Origin of the sequence: Nisaea sp. (assembly GCF_034670185.1) — a bacterium.
In the GTDB taxonomy this organism is placed as follows: Bacteria; Pseudomonadota; Alphaproteobacteria; order Thalassobaculales; family Thalassobaculaceae; genus Nisaea.
The window spans coordinates 1,193,168-1,210,152 of sequence record NZ_JAXMNY010000001.1; the positions used below are offsets into that span (position 1 = coordinate 1,193,168).

15 protein-coding genes and 1 tRNA gene are annotated in these 16,985 nt (G+C 56.8%); 6 read left to right on the plus strand and 10 right to left on the minus strand.

Going from position 1 to position 16,985, the window contains the following annotated elements; genetic code table 11:
- Nucleotide 1: 1 nt before the first annotated feature.
- The 3 genes from VOI22_RS05640 to VOI22_RS05650 all read right to left on the minus strand — a co-directional run bounded on the left by VOI22_RS05640 (nucleotide 2) and on the right by VOI22_RS05650 (nucleotide 3,943).
- Entirely contained in the window at nucleotides 2-751 is a 750-nt protein-coding gene (locus VOI22_RS05640; protein WP_323795579.1) for a hypothetical protein, read from the minus strand.
- Between the two features lie 98 nt (nucleotides 752-849).
- Entirely contained in the window at nucleotides 850-1,563 is a 714-nt protein-coding gene (locus tag VOI22_RS05645) for a class I SAM-dependent methyltransferase (protein WP_323795580.1), read from the minus strand.
- A 55-nt stretch (nucleotides 1,564-1,618) separates the two neighbouring features.
- The gene (locus VOI22_RS05650; protein WP_323795581.1) at nucleotides 1,619-3,943 is read right to left on the minus strand and encodes a molybdopterin guanine dinucleotide-containing S/N-oxide reductase; all 2,325 of its coding nucleotides are present in this window, start codon (nucleotides 3,941-3,943) and stop codon (nucleotides 1,619-1,621) included.
- A 183-nt stretch (nucleotides 3,944-4,126) separates the two neighbouring features.
- Here VOI22_RS05650 and VOI22_RS05655 point away from each other — a divergent pair, with 183 nt between their 5' ends.
- From VOI22_RS05655 to VOI22_RS05665, 3 genes are read left to right on the plus strand one after another with little or no spacing between them, the layout of a single operon-like run.
- Complete coding sequence (locus VOI22_RS05655; RefSeq protein ID WP_323795582.1) at nucleotides 4,127-4,672, plus strand: thiamine pyrophosphate-binding protein; 546 nt, start codon at nucleotides 4,127-4,129, stop codon at nucleotides 4,670-4,672.
- Between the two features lie 3 nt (nucleotides 4,673-4,675).
- On the plus strand, nucleotides 4,676-5,275 hold the full coding sequence (locus tag VOI22_RS05660) for a thiamine pyrophosphate-dependent enzyme (protein WP_323795583.1): 600 nt from the start codon (nucleotides 4,676-4,678) through the stop codon (nucleotides 5,273-5,275).
- Nucleotides 5,276-5,289: 14 nt separating this feature from the next.
- Nucleotides 5,290-6,516: an MFS transporter gene (locus tag VOI22_RS05665; RefSeq protein ID WP_323795584.1), complete on the plus strand. Its 1,227-nt coding sequence runs from the start codon at nucleotides 5,290-5,292 to the stop codon at nucleotides 6,514-6,516.
- Nucleotides 6,517-6,519: 3 nt separating this feature from the next.
- On the opposite strand, the gene VOI22_RS05670 is transcribed toward VOI22_RS05665, so the two are convergent.
- The 4 genes from VOI22_RS05670 to VOI22_RS05685 form a co-directional block, all read right to left on the minus strand.
- Entirely contained in the window at nucleotides 6,520-6,840 is a 321-nt protein-coding gene (locus VOI22_RS05670; protein ID WP_323795585.1) for a hypothetical protein, read from the minus strand.
- Between the two features lie 206 nt (nucleotides 6,841-7,046).
- Nucleotides 7,047-7,877: an aldo/keto reductase gene (locus VOI22_RS05675; protein ID WP_323795586.1), complete on the minus strand. Its 831-nt coding sequence runs from the start codon at nucleotides 7,875-7,877 to the stop codon at nucleotides 7,047-7,049.
- A gap of 28 nt (nucleotides 7,878-7,905) precedes the next feature.
- Nucleotides 7,906-8,970, minus strand: coding sequence for an isocitrate/isopropylmalate dehydrogenase family protein (locus tag VOI22_RS05680; protein WP_323795587.1), 1,065 nt, complete (start codon nucleotides 8,968-8,970; stop codon nucleotides 7,906-7,908).
- 55 nt (nucleotides 8,971-9,025) lie between these two features.
- The gene (locus VOI22_RS05685) at nucleotides 9,026-9,820 is read right to left on the minus strand and encodes an alpha/beta fold hydrolase (protein WP_323795588.1); all 795 of its coding nucleotides are present in this window, start codon (nucleotides 9,818-9,820) and stop codon (nucleotides 9,026-9,028) included.
- A 282-nt stretch (nucleotides 9,821-10,102) separates the two neighbouring features.
- Between VOI22_RS05685 and VOI22_RS05690 the strand changes: the two genes are divergently transcribed.
- A complete protein-coding gene (locus VOI22_RS05690; protein ID WP_323795589.1) occupies nucleotides 10,103-11,050 on the plus strand; it encodes a DMT family transporter in 948 nt (315 codons plus the stop codon).
- Nucleotides 11,051-11,085: 35 nt separating this feature from the next.
- Here the strand turns inward: VOI22_RS05690 and VOI22_RS05695 are convergent, their stop codons facing one another.
- Both VOI22_RS05695 and VOI22_RS05700 read right to left on the minus strand, forming a co-directional pair.
- Nucleotides 11,086-14,340 (minus strand): PAS domain-containing protein, encoded by a 3,255-nt coding sequence (locus VOI22_RS05695; protein ID WP_323795590.1) that lies wholly within the window; start codon nucleotides 14,338-14,340, stop codon nucleotides 11,086-11,088.
- Between the two features lie 103 nt (nucleotides 14,341-14,443).
- On the minus strand, nucleotides 14,444-15,493 hold the full coding sequence (locus tag VOI22_RS05700; protein WP_051284481.1) for a hypothetical protein: 1,050 nt from the start codon (nucleotides 15,491-15,493) through the stop codon (nucleotides 14,444-14,446).
- Between the two features lie 465 nt (nucleotides 15,494-15,958).
- On the opposite strand from VOI22_RS05700, the gene VOI22_RS05705 reads away from it, so the two are divergent.
- Nucleotides 15,959-16,357 (plus strand): hypothetical protein, encoded by a 399-nt coding sequence (locus tag VOI22_RS05705; protein WP_323795591.1) that lies wholly within the window; start codon nucleotides 15,959-15,961, stop codon nucleotides 16,355-16,357.
- A gap of 113 nt (nucleotides 16,358-16,470) precedes the next feature.
- Nucleotides 16,471-16,546, plus strand: a tRNA-Thr gene (locus tag VOI22_RS05710).
- Nucleotides 16,547-16,573: 27 nt separating this feature from the next.
- On the opposite strand, the gene VOI22_RS21115 is transcribed toward VOI22_RS05710, so the two are convergent.
- On the minus strand, nucleotides 16,574-16,888 hold the full coding sequence (locus VOI22_RS21115) for a ribbon-helix-helix domain-containing protein (RefSeq protein ID WP_416366086.1): 315 nt from the start codon (nucleotides 16,886-16,888) through the stop codon (nucleotides 16,574-16,576).
- Nucleotides 16,889-16,985 lie beyond the last annotated feature (97 nt).

The following is a 16,985-nucleotide window of genomic DNA, read 5'->3' on the forward strand; positions in this document are numbered from 1 at the left end:
GTCAGGCGTAGGAAAGCGAAGAGACGGTCAGCTCGGCAGTCATCTTCCCGCCCGCATTCAAGGCGCGCATGCTGTCGATAAAGCCGGTTTTTGCCCGGTGCAGCCAAAGGCTTGCTTCTTCATCCCAGAACACGGGTCGGCGGAAGGTCGCCGCCAGCTCGAACGAAGCCGGAGGCCCATCCTCAGTAAGTTTACCCATCATCCAGACCATGGTCTGCAGACCCTGCGCGAGCGGCGCGCGGTAGCCGAGGTTAGCGGCGAAATCAGGCTCGAAATGGATCAGGTTTCCGACATCTGAAGAAAACAGTGTAACATCCTCCGGAGTCATACTTTTCTCGGAAGATAACGTATATCCGTCCCGTGGATCGGACGGAGTTGATTGGGCCGCCTTTTTTGCCGCCGCCGCCCACTTTTCCCTGTCTGGAACCAATCCAATAACATCCGCAGTGAGTGCAACTGTCCCGTCTTTCCGCACAAACTCAAATTTACGGTGCAACCGATGGCCGCGCGGGACCTCTTCATATGCCTCGATCCAGCCGCGCTGGGTGACGGTCTCCCCTACGGCGATCGGCTTCAACTGCCGGAACCGCTGTTCTGTTTGGACCAAACCATCGACTTGATGACCCGCCGCTCGCATGGCCTTGAAACAATCCTGCCCGAACAAGCCGGCCGCTGCCTGATCGCCATAGAGCGCGGGATTGACACCACAGGCCTGCAACCTGCTGTCCTGATATTCCCGCGTGCGGATCACGGGCCGCTCCGGGAAGCGGAAACCAGGATAGAATTCTTCCGTCTTGGTGCGCGGCGCAGGGGCTGCATGGACCATTTCACTCTCCCGCCAGAAAGGCACTAGAAAGAAGGATAGGCTACAACTCGATCACCGATTTTGACCACCTTGTGCTGATAATCGGGAGAGTGAGATCGTATTTCAACTGTCGCCTCCGACCGCAACAAGAACTGCTCGGCAAACACCGTGACACCTGCGTGAAGCGACTTTGCCAAAACGTAGGAGGGAAAAAACTCCGAGATCATCGTTATGGCGACAAGATGCGCCCCTGATTCCCTGATAAAGTCACGCACACCAGAGACAACGCCGAAACCACGCGCCCGCGCCTCCGGACTGTTGGAAAAGTCATGCCCGAGTATCAGCCCATCGGGCTTTACCTTCGGCCAAACGAGTCGAAGATCCTCTCGTACCGCGTCACGCGTATGCATGGCATCCACATAGGCCCAGTCGAAGGTATGGTCTTCGAATTCCGGGAGCACATCCTGCGAGAAGCCGCGTTGAACATGGACCACGCCGCTTTCGATTTCGGCACTGAATTTTCTCAGGACCGCCCGGTAACGCTCCTCGTTCGCCTCATCGTCAACATTGTTGGCATCCAGCTGGTAGTCCTGCCGGCTTTGGTGGACCCAGGGATCCACCAGATGGAGATGCGATGGTTTGGCCATCTCGAGAATATCAGAGGAAAACACACCTTCGGCGACACCGATCTCGATCGCCGCACCGCCCGTTGGCAGGCAGGCGAGCAGGTTTTTCCGAGTCATTTTACCGACCAGCATTGCCTTCCGACTCTCACAAAGCCCAGATTAACAAAGGCACCGAACAGATTCTCTTTTAAGCCTTTTCTTCAATCCGCGGCGGCACGAAAGACGTCACCGGCGGCGGCGTTCCTGCGTATTTCTCGACTTCAATCAGCACTGACTGCGCGCTCGGGCCCTGCCCTATCCGAGACGTTCCGATGTCTCGGGTCAGCACGTTCGGATTGCCGTGCTTGCAGAGCGAGCCAACCACTCCCGGCTCTTCCGGATCATACCAGGCACCGGTCGAGAGCTGCACCACACCCGGACGGACGGCATCGGAGATGATCACACCGGCAAGACAGGCGCCCCGGTCATTATAGAGCCGGACCACATCCCCGTTTTCGATCCCGCGCGCGGCGGCATCGGACGGATGCATACTCATCGGCTCGCGATCCTTGATCTTCGATCCACGGCTGATCGCGCCGCTATCGAGCTGGCTGTGCAGCCGGGTCTTCGGCTGGTTCGAGATCAGGTGCAACGGATAGGTTCCGGTTAAAGGTGAGCCCAGCCATTCATAGGGCTCTACCCAAGCCGGATGCCCCGGCGTGTCTTCATAGCCAAACCCCGCGATGGTCTCCGAGAAAAGCTCTATCTTGCCGCTCGGAGTGGTCAACGGATTGGCCTCCGGGTCTTCACGGAACTTCCGTAGCAGAACAGCAGGTTCTTTCGGCTGCAGCACCTCCATGGTGCCGATCTCCCGGAAGGTCTCAAGATCGGGCAGCTCAAAATCGGCTTCCGCCGCACGCTGCCGTGCCTGATCCCAGAGATGGCGCAGCCACGCTTCCTCGTCCCGGCCCTCGGTGAAGGTTTCGGCAACCCCGATCCGCTCCGCTAGCCCGGTGAAGACATCATAATCATGACGGGAATCACCAATCGGTTCGATCGCCTTCTGCATGGCGACGATGGTCTGCTCCCAATGGGTCATGGAGAGATCGTTACGCTCCAGAGCCGTCGTCGTCGGGAACACAAAGTCCGCATGCCGCGCCAGAGCGGTCCACCAGATCTCGTTGACGAACACCGTGTCCGGGCGACGGATTGCCTGCACGAGACGGTTCAGGTCCTGATGATGGTGGAACGGGTTTCCACCAGCCCAGTAAACGGCTTTGATATCGGGGTAGGTATGCGTTCCGCCATCGAACTCGAAACTGCCGCCTGGATTGAGCAGCATGTCGGAGATTCGCGCGACCGGGATGAACTTGTCGACCGGATTGCGGCCCTGCGGCAGCGCCGGCCATTTGAACATTTCGACCGGATTGCCGATGCCGTTCTCGGAGCCATAGCCAAGCCCGAAACCGCCGCCTGGCAACCCAATCTGCCCGATCATCGCTGCCAGCAGGATTGCCAGCCAGTAAGGCTGCTCTCCATGGTCCGCGCGTTGCAGGCTCCAGGCCACCATGATCATGGTACGGCCGCCAGCCATACGCCGGGCAAGCGCGCGCAGAGTCTCGGCCGGAACCTCGGAGATCCCTTCAGCCCATTCCGGCGTCTTCGGCTGCCCGTCAGTCTTGCCCAGCAGATAGGGCAGGAACTTGTCGAAACCGACGCAATACTCGTCGAGGAAACCTTCGTCGTGCAGTCCCTCTGTGTAGAGAGTGTGAGCCAATGCCAGCATGATCGCCGCATCCGTATTCGGACGCGGTGCAATCCATTCCGGCTCGACCAATTCGATCACGTCGTTCCGGATCGGGCTGATATTGACGAATTCAACCCCCATCTCGTAGGCGGTTTTCAGCCCTTCGAACACGGTATGCCGACCGACGCCGCCGGACGTCACCTGGCCGTTCTTTACCGGCACACCGCCAAACATCACCACCAGTTCGCTGGTCTCGGCGATCACCGGCCAGGTCGTATGTCCGTCGAGCAATTGCTTGAAGTGACCTACGACGTGCGGCGTGATCGCCTGCCCCGCCGCATAGCTGTATGTCCCTTCATGGCGAACATAGCCGCCCATGCAGTTCAGGAACCGGTGAACCTGGCTTTGCGCATGATGGAACCGGCCAGAACTGGACCAACCGTAAGAGCCCCCGAATATCGCCTCGTTGCCGTGCGTGTCCGCGATACGCTTCAGCTCAGCCGCCGCCATGTCGAGCGCCTCGTCCCACGGCACGGCGACATAGGGGTCGCTGCCCCGTCCTTCGCGCGAGGCCGGGCCGTTCTCCAACCAGCCTTTGCGGATCATCGGGCGACGCACACGGACCTCATCGTCGATTGCATCGACAATGCCAGGGCCGATGATGGCAGGAGCCGGATCTTTTTCGTAATCGTGTACGGCGACAAGCTTGCCGTTCTCGACTTCGGCGAAATAGGTACCCCAATGGGCGGATGTCGGTATCAGGCGGCGGTCGGTCTTGAGCGACATGGTCTCTTCCCGGTTTTTGTCCGCGACGACTATGTGACAGGCGCTGCACCAAGACAATGGACTGCTTGGCAATATGGACATCGTGGAATGGGACCGGTTCCGAATAACCCGTCCGCCGCAGATGGACAGACGCTGTGGTGCCGGGCAAGGTTATCCGCAAATCGATAAAAGGGTGGGAAACACATGAGCGGCGATTGGAGCGCGAACGCGCACAGCCTCTTCAAGGAACACGGCATCAAGCAGGTTGCCTATGTGCCCGATGCCGGCCTCAGCGGTATCATTAAAGCCAGCCTTGCCGACAATGATATCCAGACTGTTCCGCTGACCACCGAAGAAGAAGGTATCGCCGTTGCCGCAGGTGCCTGGCTTGGCGGGCAAAAATGCGCCGTCATGATGCAGAGCAGCGGCGTGGGCAATACGATTAACATGATCGCATCGTTGACCACGACCTGCGCTTTTCCGCTTTTCATGATCGTGACCATGCGTGGTGATTACGGCGAATCCAATCCCTGGCAGATGCCGATGGGCCGGGCGGTCGAGCCGGTGCTCGAAGCGGTCGGTGTACGGTGTCTGCGCGCGGACAGCGCCGAGGAGGCGGCAGAAGCCATCGAGGCGGGTTTGATGATGTCGTTCCATGGCGGCGAAGCTGTCGCCATTTTGATCAGTCAGAAACTGATCGGTGCGAAAGCCTTCTCCGCACCGGCAGCGCAAGACGCGGCAGGAGACTGAATTATGAGCAATAGCAAACTATTCCGCCGCGACGTTGTTAAAAAATTGATGTCGGTACGTAGCGATGCCTTGTGCATCAGCGGTCTCGGCTCGCCGACTTGGGACCTTGCTGCAATCGATCACAGACCGGAAAATTTCTATATCTGGGGTGGCATGGGTGGCGCTGCACCGACGGGGCTCGGACTAGCCCTGGCACAACCCGACCGCACCGTCTGGGTACTGACAGGAGACGGCGAACAGCTTATGGGCGTCGGTAGTTTTTCGACCATCGCCCTGCAACAGCCAAAAAACCTGGCCATCATCGTGCTCGACAATGAGCATTATGGCGAGACAGGCATGCAGGCCGCACCTACCGGGCGCGGCACAGATCTCGCCGCCATGGCAGCCGGCGCCGGCATCGGCAACACAATGACTATCCGGAATGAAGCAGAACTGGATGAACTGGTCGCAGTGTTGAAAAAAGGTCAGTTCCCGCTTGTTGCCGTGATCAAGATCGATGTGGCAACCGGTGAGACCATCATGCCGCCACGCGACGGGAAGTTCGTAAAGAACACCTTCCGCAGTGCCGTACTCGGCCCGGACAAGGCATTGCACCCGAACTGACGGCGCACGCCTAAATGACACACCCCACAGAGACCCAACCGTCACCGCCTCTCCGCGACACGGTGACGGTTGTCTTCTTCATGATCTGGGTCCAGCTGATCGGCTCGATGGCCTCGCTGTGGCTGCCGGCAATCGCGCCGGAGGCTGCGGCAGCGCTCGGCGTCGATGCTTCGCTCATCGGCCTGCAGGTCGTTGTGGTCTATATCGGCGGAATGGTCACGAGCCTGCTTGCCGGAGGTCTGGTGGCACGGCTTGGTGCCTGGCGGGTTTCCCAGGTCAGCCTTTGTCTCTTCGCGCTTGCTCATCTGGTGATCGCCAGCGGTGTGCTGTCCCTGATGGCGCTCGGTTCCTTCATCATCGGGTTTGGTTATGGCCTGATAAATCCGCCGGCAGCCCATCTGATGTCGAAGATTGTCACAGCGAAGAACCGCAACCTCGTCTTCTCTATCCGGTTTACCGGCGTCCCCCTCGGCGGGATCGCTGCCAGCACATTCGCCCCCGCCCTTGCCTTGGCGCTCGATTGGCAGACCAGCATGCTGGTGACCATCCTCGCCGCACTCACGATGGCGCTCGTTATGGAGTTCTTCCGGAAGCGCTGGGATAGTGACCGTTCCCGCACAGCCCCACTCATCCGGTCCCCTCTTGCCGACATCAAAGCGGCCTGGAAACTGCCAGCTATCCGCTGGCTTTGCTTTACCGGGCTGTTTCTGGCCGCTATCCAACTTTCCCTGAATGCGTTCGCCGTCACTTTTCTGGTCGAGGAAACAGGCTACACGCTCGTCGCGGCAGGTCTAGCGCTGACTGCAGTGCAGGTTGCCGGCGTCATCGGCCGTATTGCATGGGGAGTTCTTGCGGATCGTATCCGGAGCGGATTCGTCGCGCTCATCATCAATGCATTGCTCACGGGACTGTCCGCTCTGGCGACGGTCTTCATCGCGCCGGATTGGCCCGTTGGCTTTGTTTATGCTTTGTTTTTTGTCTTCGGATTTACGGCCATGGGCTGGAACGGAGTGTTCGCATCTGCCGTCGTCCAGCACAGCCCCGACGGGAAAGCAGGAAACATGACTGGCGCGGCGCTGTTCTTCACTTTTTCAGGGGTGATTGTCGGGCCGGCGATCTTCACACTCGGCTACCAATTACTTGGCACATACAGCGGCAGCTTCTTGGTCACCGCTATCCTGGCTGTTGCCGGCGCAGGCACCATCGCACTGGCTGCTCGGGGCGCCAGAACAAGTTTGTAAACGTCAGGAACCCAGCTTTACGGAACGTGCACGGATATCGCTGTAATCAGGATTCGGCTTCATATCGTCGGTAGGATCCGAATACTCGCCGTGCTCCACAAAAAGCGACGCGGTCTCAAGAGCAGATTTCTCGACTTTGCGGGTCTCGCGCGGGTTCAGCATGCGGAATGCCTTGCCCGCAGCATTGAATTCCTTCTCTTCGAGCGTCTTGGCCGCTTTGGCAATCGCTGCATGGACGAAGCCGGATCCAACCGTTCGATCAATCGCGTCGGCGAGGATCTCAAGGCTTTTACGCTCAACATGTTTGCTATCGACGGCACCCATTGCCTGTACTCCAAGTTGTCGCGTATTCAAGCCGCAATGCTTAATATAGTGGTGATTCGTCTAAATTTTGCCAAGCCCTTTTTGTAGTAAATGCGATTTGTCTGAATTAGCACCGCATTAACCGCCTGAAAACCACAACACCTTTCGCACGACAAGTTAAATGGGTATGCACCTTAAATAACGTAAGTTTGATGTCGTGAGACCTTCTACAGGATCTCCAGCGCCTGTTTTTGGCGCGGCGCGGGAAATGAACGATCGAGCAAAGCCAGATCGTCCTCGTCGAGAACAAGCTCAAGAGCGGCATTGTTCGCCTGCACATGAAGCGGGTTCGATGCTTTCGGAATGGCGATGATTGATGGGTTACGGAGGACCCATGCCAGCGCAATCTGCATTGCCGTTACACCGTGCTTGTCCGCGACCGAGTCCAGCCCCTTGTCCCGCAGGCGTCCCTGCTCAAGCGGCGAGTATGCCATGAGCGGGATCGCCCTCTCCCGCGCCCAGGGCACAAGATCCCATTCGATACCGCGTCGAGAGAGATTGTAGAGCACCTGATCTGTCTGGCAGGCACCGGGACCGGTGGCCTTTTCCCATGCGGCCATCTCGGCCACATCGAAGTTGCTCACGCCGTACCCGCCTATTTTCCCGGCCGCCTGCAAGGCTTCAAACGCCTCGATTGTCTCGGCAAGCGGGTGAGAGCCCGGCCAGTGCAGCAGATAAAGATCGATATGATCTGTTCCAAGCCGCCGGAGGCTGGCTTCACAGGCGGCGATCGTCCCTTTCCGGCTGGCATTGTAGGGCAGCACCTTGGAGACGATGAAAACCTGATCGCGGCGCCCCTGGATGGCATCGCCGACGACCTCTTCCGCCCCACCTTCGGCATACATTTCCGCCGTATCGATCAGGGTCATCCCGAGATCCATGCCCGTCTGCAGCGCCCTGACTTCCTGCTCATGGGCGTCGGCGCTCTCTCCCATATACCATGTGCCGAGGCCAAGAGCCGGTACAGACCGGCCGTCCGGAAGTGTCAGGGTGCGCATCGTCCGTTCCTTCTTTCCGACTGAATACTCAGACTTCAGCTACCCGCCGGGCGACCGCCGCGCCGAATGCATCCGTGCTGAGTGCGCCGCCGATATCCTGTGTCCGCGTGGCCGCGCCCGCGACGCAGGCCATGACAGCAGCTTCAATTGCCCTTGCGCTTTCGCGCAAGGCGTTGCTATCGCTGCGATCCGCAAGCCATTCAAGCAACATACCCGTAGACAGCATAACGGAGCTCGGGTTCGCGACGTTTTTGCCGGCGATATCCGGTGCCGATCCATGGGCCGCTTGGGCGACCGCGTGCCGGAGCCCGGCATTGAGAGAGCCCGCAAAACCAAGACCGCCAGCGAGTTCCGCTGCTTCATTAGAGAGAATATCGCCGAACATGTTCGAGGTGACGATAACGTCGAACGCACCGGGTTTCCGCACGAGATGAGACGCCATCGCGTCGACAAGCACTTCCTCGACCTCAAGCTCCGGAAATGCGCTCGCACCCGCCGTCACGGCCTCCAGGAAAAGCCCGTCGCTGAGTTTCAGGACATTCGACTTGGTGACGATCGTCAGTTTCTTCCGGCGGGTCATCGCCAGTTCGGCAGCCGCACGGCCGATCCGTTCCGCTCCCTGCCGGGTGATCTTGCGAACGGCGAGCGCCATGTCCTTGTCCGGCATGAATTCCCCGCCGCCCGCGAACATCGTCCTAACCGCGTAAAAACCCTCAGTGTTCTCGCGCACGATCACCAGATCCATATCCTTGACCAGCGCCGCATCATGTCCAACCGACCGGCTCGGACGGATATTGGCGAACAGGTCCAGACGGCGCCTGAACTCAGCCGACGGGTTGAGACCGCCGTCAGAGGGTGACGGATAGGTGGCAGTCGAAACCGGGCCGAGGATGACTCCGTCTGCCTCAGACGCGCTCTCGAATACCGGCTCCGGCAGCGTGGAGCCGTCGCGTGCAAGCGAAACTTCGCCGATCGCATGCTCTTCCAGTTCCAGTCCAAGCCCAAACCGCTCATCTGCGGCCCTCAGAACTGTCAGCGTGGCGTCGACAATTTCGGGACCGATCCCGTCTCCGGGCAGAACAACGAGCTTCATGTCTTGTTTCCTCCAGTATTTTCGTCCGGCATTTGAATTGCCGGATCGTCGAACCTCAGGGTGTCTGTCTGAGCATCCCGAGGTAGCATTTATTGAACGCGTCAGCCGCCTCGTACTGAACCCAGTGCCCAATGCCATCCATAACGACAATTTGAGCGCCGGGATCCGCGTCTTTTATGGCTGCATTCCGCTGGGTCAGCATCCCCTTCGCCGTGATGTCCTCGGCACCCCAGATCGCATTCCGGCTCGCGGAGATCCGGGGCAGGTTCTTCAGCACCGTATCGGAGAGAGAAAGCGGCCGTGACCGAAACCGCGCCCGCGCCGTATTCGCGATCTGAATATCGATGGCCAGATCGTCCACGTTCCCAGGATCGGCAAACATAAGAACCGCAAGATTGTTCCGTGCTGTCGCCCGGCGTGTGACCTCATCCATCTCCGGCAAGATCCGAATCAGACCATCGGTCGGCCGCTCGCGCGGGCCGAATCCGGCAGCTCCTACCAGGGTGAAGCTGCGTACCCGTTGCCCATGGTGAACAGCAGCTACGCTTCCGGGAACAGCACCGTAAGAGAAACACCCTAAATGAAACCTGGACCCTGATGGGATGACCCGCTCAAGCCCGTCAGTCAGGATTTTGCCTATATGCTCCGCCGTTTTCGGATCATCTGGAGTATCGCTATCCCCAAGCCCCGGAAGATCCGGCGCAATCACGGTAAATTCACGCGACAGCGCCATGATGTTCCGACACCAGTGATTCCACGATCCGAACCCGCCATGCACAAGAACGACACAAGGCCCCTCGCCCCATTTGCGCCAGACCATTCGGCCATCACCGCATGGGGTTTCGATCACCTGTGCCTCCTCTTGGAGAGTCTTCAGGATGTTTTCCGTCAAAGGCTCAATGCTTGCCTTTGCAGCAGGTTTTTCAGACATGATAATCGCGGAATTTCAATCGCAGGATAGGAAGAGCGATGATCTTTAGCATATATGCGGGCAGATTGGCCCTCCGTTTTTAGGACCATTCCACGGTCCCTGCGGCAACAACTTATCGGTGCTGATTTGGGTACAAAGCAATTGACAACAACCAAAAATACATCACGAATACCGTCGTCAGGAAATATGTAAGCGAACTTCATGCCCGAAAGCTTGGAAACTCGGAAAAACCTGCTCGGAAGCCGACAGGTACAGAGCAAGACGTCTCAAATCTGGAGTCGCGTGCCCGAAAATCTGAAGGGTTGCATCTGGCTGATCCTCGCTTCGCTTATTTTTACAATTATGATGGCAGCCATCAAGGATGTGGGACAACGGATTCCGGTCTGGGAAATCCTCTTCATTCGTCAGATCTGTGTAATCGTCATCCTGTCCCCGCGGATGCTGCAGTCCTTTTCCCACGCGTTCAAAACCGACCGCTTGCAACTCCATGGAGTACGCATCTTTTGTTCAGTTTGCGCCATGGCAGCCGGCTTCACGGCGGTGATTCATATGCCTCTAGCCGATGTGACCGCGATTTCATTCGCGCGCACGCTGTTCATCACGCTGCTTGCGGTCGTCCTGCTGAAGGAAGTTGTTGATCTCAAGCGTTGGGGCCCCACGATATTCGGATTCATTGGCGTCTTGATCGTGTTGCAACCCAGCTTCGACGGGATCGATTACTACGCTTTCCTCGCGCTCGCCTCTGCGGTTTTCCTCGCGGTTGTCATGATTGTCACCCGGGTCCTAACCAAGACAGAGAGTCCGGTGACCATCATGACGTACCAGTCATTCGGACTGGCCGTCGCCTTCGCGATTCCGGCCTATATTTATTGGGAAACACCGACTGCGTTTGAACTCATCGCGATGGTGTTGATCGGCGTACTCATGTCCATGGCCCAGTATTCGAATATCCAGGCCTATAAACACGGCGAGGCATCTGCCGTACAGCCGATGGAATATACCCGCCTTCTATTCGCGGGTCTGATCGGGATCCTGTTCTTCCAGGAAACACCGGGCCTTCTTACCATCGTCGGATCACTGGTGATTTTGGCCGGAGCCGTCTATTCCGTGAAGGAAATGCGGCGTGAACAACGCGTTCCGGATGAGTAAGCCGGAACCTCGGATACATCGCCCTAACCTGATCGTCAGTAATACGACATGAAGCCGCGCTCATAGAGGTGCGCGATCAACTGCCGAAGCCGATCCCAATCAACGGGTTTTGTCTCGAAATCGGTGAGCCCGGCCTCAAGATACTTCGCCCGGTGCTCAGGCATGGCATCGGCAGACAAACCGACAATTGCCGTCTCGCGATTTGGCCCGGTTCCTGCGCGGATTTCGCGCGTGGCGTCAGGGCCGTCCAACTCCGGCATTTGCATATCCATCAGGATCAAATCGAACTTGGTGACGGTCGCCTTGTCCACAGCCACTCGGCCATCCGGAGCAATATCCGTTTCATGCCCCCATTTTTCGAGCATCATCGCGATCAGGTCGGCATTAAGACCATTGTCCTCGGCAATCAATATCCGCAGGCTCGGCGTTACACTCGGGTCTACTTGATCAACCGGCTCGGCATCGAGGTTTGGCGCGCCAGCCGAAAGAGCCGGCTGCTCACTTGCTGAACCAGCCTTAAACGCAACCGAAAACGTGAATGTACTGCCCTCGCCCGACGCAGAGCTCACCGAAATGCTCCCTCCCATGGAGGCCAACAATCTCTGACAGATGGAGAGGCCAAGGCCACTTCCGCCAAACTTCCGCGTAGTCGATGTGTCTGCCTGATCGAATCTGTTGAACAGACGAGGCATTGCCTCTTCAGAAATGCCTATACCGGTATCCGAGACACTGCCGGACACCGTGACCGTGCCTCCGTCCAAGACTCCGTCCAGCGTCAGAACCACCTCGCCTTCGGCGGTAAATTTAATAGCGTTGCTTACGAGATTTGCGAGAATTTGCTTGAAGCGCAAAGGATCTCCGCGCACCGCCCGAACGGCCGTCTCCGGCATTCGGTAGATAAGCCGTATCCCCTTGTCCGAGGCGCTCCCGCGGAACAGGCCGACAATCTCCTCTGCAACACGCCCCAGGTCGAATTCAATGCTTTCGAGACTGAGTTGGCCCGCCTCGATCTTCGACAAATCCAGAATATCGTTCAAAAGACTAAGCAGCGTGTCCGTACATTGTCCCAGCACATCGAGATAATCCCGCTGCCGATCGCTGAGGTCTTCGTCCCGGAGCATCTGGACCATTCCCAGCAATCCGGTCATCGGAGTCCGGATTTCATGGCTCATCATCGCCAGGAACTGGGATTTTGCATCGTTCGCAGCTTCCGCTGCGCGACGGGCAGCATCAAGGTCGTCAGCCAGTTTTTCGAGCGCATCGTGCTGGCTCGACAAACGCGCATGCGCCTCTTCAAGAGCGGATTCGCGGCGTTTGAGATCGGAAATATCCGTAAGGGTGATAACAGTACCGCCTTCTTTTGTGCGGCGTTCCGAGACCAGATGCACACGGCCGTCCGGCCATACCTGTTGTACAGGCTCAATGCTCGGATTGCGGTGCATTTCGAGACGGTCGCGAACCCATTCTTCTCTGCCTCCATACCCGCTCGGGATATAGTCGTAATCAGCCAAAAGTTCGACAAAAGTCTCGAAAGGCAATCCAGGTTCGATATGGTCGGCGATCGCCGGGCGCAGATTCTGGTACGTCTGGTTGCAGATCATCAGACGGTCTTCATTGTCAAAATATGCGAAGGCTTCATTGATCGACTCAATGGCATCAACCAAGCGCCGTTCGCTTTCGAAGATCTTGTTCTCGGCTTCTTTGATTTCCGTGACGTCAACCATGACACCGGTAAAATCAATCCGGTCATCCCAAACGTTGACCACTTCCGACATGTTGCGAATCCAGCGGATACCGCGCTGTGGTAACTCGTAACGCGCCTCGAAGCGAAGCTGATCTCCTGTCCGGAAAGAAGCAGCCAAGGCAGCATTTACCGCAGCCGCATCCGCATTGACCGGCCGCAGCGATGCGGAAACACCACTTGGGCTCACATCCTCGAACCCGAAAATCTCGGCAGCCTTCGGACTGAGATAGGAATAGCGGGGGCTTTGTTCGGTTTCGAGCGACCATTGACAAAGAACACCGGGAATCGTTCTTGCGATTTCGCTCAGCCGCGCTTCGCTCTGGATAATGCGCTCCTGATCGAGCTTCCTCCGCGTTACGTCGACGATCGAGCCGACAATACGCAAGACCTCGCCGTTATCGTCAGCAATTTGCCGACCTCGCCAATGCACCCATTTCATCTGTCCATCGAGAGAACTCATCCGGACCTCGATATCCATAACCGCCCGGTGCGTCAGACAGGCCCAGTATTGTCCTCTGAAATGCTCCAGGTCCTCTTGGATCACGGCATCAAACAGAGACTCAATGTTGCCAGGCTCCGCCGCCTTGCCATCAGTCAGGATCCCGGAGGCGAAATCTGACCAGTAGAACGAGTCTGCAGACCGGTCATATTCCCAGACACCGATTCCCCCTGCCGTCACCGCGAGTTCATAGCGCTCCTTGACCCGTTCAAGCTCCTGGCTGGCGAGTCGCTGCTCAGTGACGTCCCGGCGCATTGTTATATGCGCGTCAGCGTAGGTCCGGAACTCACGGGCCGCATACCAGCGCCCGCTCTTGTGCAGTCTGTCCCCTAGTTCGCCCGCAACCTCCTTGCGCGCTTTCAGACGTTGCGCGATGTAAGCTTCGGGGTCCTCCCGAGCCAGTGGGCTATCAACGACGCGGTTTTGCAGGCTGATACGCAACACGTCCTCGAAGGATTTTCCCTCAAGGTCCTCGATCTCTTTCAAATACGGGAACAGATCGAAATATTTCGGATTGGCGTAAACGTACCGATCGTCGGGATCATAGATACTGACTGCCTCATCCAAAGCGTCGATCGTCTGGCGCAACAACTCATTGGTTCTGTGAGTTTTTTCGATGTCATCTTCGGTCGTAACGTCCTGGAAAATGCCGCTGATCGCAACGACAGCCCCGGCTTCATCAAGTTCCGGAAGGCCGGCAGACCGCACGTTGCGCACAGCACCATCCGGGCGCCGGATCCGCAAAGTGAACTCGAAGGGTTCCGCCGCCGCGATACATCGTTCAATTGCGGCATTAACTTTTGGTCGATCTTCGGGAAGGTACGCCGCCAGGGCAGCTTTCAGATCCGGCCCCCCGCTTTCAGGCTCCAGACCATGCAAAAGATAAACGAACTCGGACCAGAAGACGGCATTGGTCGCAAGATCGAGCCGCCAGTATCCAAGCTTTGCCAACCGTTCTGCGATCTGCAGCAAACGGGCACGATTTTCGGCGTCTGGCGCAGCAGCAGTCTCAACTGTTTTTTGCTGAACAGACTTTGATCGGGTCATCTTCAAAGAAGGTCCCACGGCCGCAGATGACCGATGCCAACGCTTACCTTATCGGCAAGGTTCCGATTGCGAAATCCAAACCCGCAGGACTGGATGCGTAGTTTTATTTTACCGCACCGACGCGCTGCTCGATATCCTTGATGCGTTGCAGACCGGGTCTGATTTCTGAATTAATGAACTCCAGCCGCTTCACCGGCCCCCCGCCATGGTTGGGAAACCGCGTTTCGTAGAGGTCCATCTTCACTGCGAGACCACAGAGCACGGCACCGATGCTCACATGGTGTGCGGTGACCAATTCCTGGAACGATTGAAACGAATCCGCGCTGATATTGTCCCAGAAATCATGTGAGCGGTGGTTGAAGTACTCAAATCGACCAACTAGAGATGTCGAAATCTCATTCAGGTCAGACTCGATATCCTTAAGGATTTTAAGCTGATTTCGGTCGTTCTGGATCTGGTAGTTGCTATGCAGCTCTTCCATCCAGGAGATGAAGGGCGGGAGCTGCTGCATGATCTTGTCGAGGCAGTTCCGGAAATACGAAAGTGACAGGAAAATATCGCCATAACGTTCGAGAAACTTCGGCACTTCTGTCAGTTCGGTATTCAGCTCTTCGGCAAGAAGCTTGAGCTTCGCCATCGCTTCGTTCCGGTTTGGAGAGGCCATCATCTTGAAGATCTGTCCGACGTCACTGATCTCTTCTGACTGATCGCTTCCATAAACGCGCTGGATTAGCGGGCGTGTAAAGGCACGCATATATTCGGTCAGCTCGGCACGCTTGGCCTCGGAGAGCTGTAGCGCCGAGAAATCCTCGAATCCGATATCCAGGTTACGCAGCTCCAGACGCAGCGAATAGACGTCGAACGACTCGAGGGAGGATAGCCTGTCCAGAATGATGAGGTCATGGGACAAAGCTCCCCCAACGTCCTGGAAGTATCCATGCAATTCCTTTGGCTCGACCTGGCCACTGCCCGAGCCACCGTCACGAAAAAGCTCGATCGCGCTTTCCAAGCGCGCATTCTTGATCATGAAGGCTTTCTTCAGGCCTGGCGTCTGCAACGGGATGATTGAAAGCGGCAAGGTATGCAGCGAATCGAGGGCATCCTCGTCGATCTTGACCTTGTCCGACTTCTTATCCTGCAATTTCACACTCATGAAAAAGCGCTCTTTCTTATCGGGTACACGCGCACCTTATCAGCCATTGAGCTTAATATTTCATAAACATAAGCACATCAGTATCGGCCGGAACGCCATCAGACCTGGTTCATAGATGGCATATCAATTCCAGATCGACTTTCAGATCTAAAAGCCAAACCCCAATATGGCGTCACAATCGCCTCTTGGAAATAGGGCTTAACGATCGTTGGAGCTAAGGTTTTCAAAAAACTTACCGCACGCCTGACACATAAGGATATGCAATCCATGAACAGACGCGAACATATTGAGACCAAAAAAAGTACACGGTTTATTTTTTGATTTTTTTCTCAAAATTCGCCCCGGTGATTCACGAGCGATTCACGTTTTGAAGCCTAGAGTTCCTTCAGACGCCAACTGGAGCGCCGCAAAACCGCGACGCCCGGCAAATTCAAATGACAGACGCAACCTAGCCTGGAGTGATAGATGCTCGAAAGTTTAGAATTAAACAATCGGGATCCCCGCGGACGCGAGCTCTATGTTCGCCATCAACAGGTCTATTCACTGCTCGAACTGAATGTTCAGCTCTATCAATTGAAAAGCACCTCCGATGGTAAGCTCGAACTTGATTCCGCGATCAGGGACACATCTCTTCTGATTTCCGAACTCGTCACGCGCTTTGAGGAAGCGGCGGTTCAGACCCGCGAAGCGCAAGTGTATTCGGACAATCAGATTTCCGCATTACAACGGGCGATCAGTATGCTGGAAAGTCTCCGCACGGAGGAAGCTCCCGTTGCCAGCCTGATGGATGCAGCGCGGACAGTCGTGACTGCTGGCTCGCAGCCTCGTTTTCCCAAGCCCCGTCTCGTGGTTTCGAACAACTAGAAACACGCTCAATAAAAATGTCCGGCGCTCAGCTTGAGCGAAACATGAACTTTGTAACGTCGATGCCGTTGACCATCGACCAGAAACGCGATATTTCGCTGCCCACTTCGATAGCCGGTTTAGCTCAGTTGGTAGAGCACCTGATTTGTAATCAGGGGGTCGGGGGTTCGAGTCCCTCAACCGGCACCATTTCCCGCAGGCGCAAGGCGGGTATGCTCAATTCCGCGCCCCGATCTGCTTCTCTCTTTTTCCTTCCGACTCACTGAGCCTCATCGCCAAGCGCCGTTCGTCACACAGCGCGCGATAGTGGTTCATCACAGTGCATCGCAGAATTGATACGAGAGACTCATCGGGAGACAGTCCAGCCAGGCAATCTTCTATCAGCAGCCTCAGCTTTTCGCCCGGCGCCATATCATCCAATGCCGACCAGAATCCCGGTTCAAGCGCGATTGAGCGGCGCAACTCATCTCCATGAGGTCCACGTAAGCGGAAATGTCGCCGAACGAGGCAGGATCGATTTTTCTTAGCCACGTTGAACCTTCATAGCTTGAAACAGAGTTGAGGGACGAAATATAGATTTTGTTTATGGGTAACCCGGAGGGTGAAATACACCCTATAGGTTAACGCC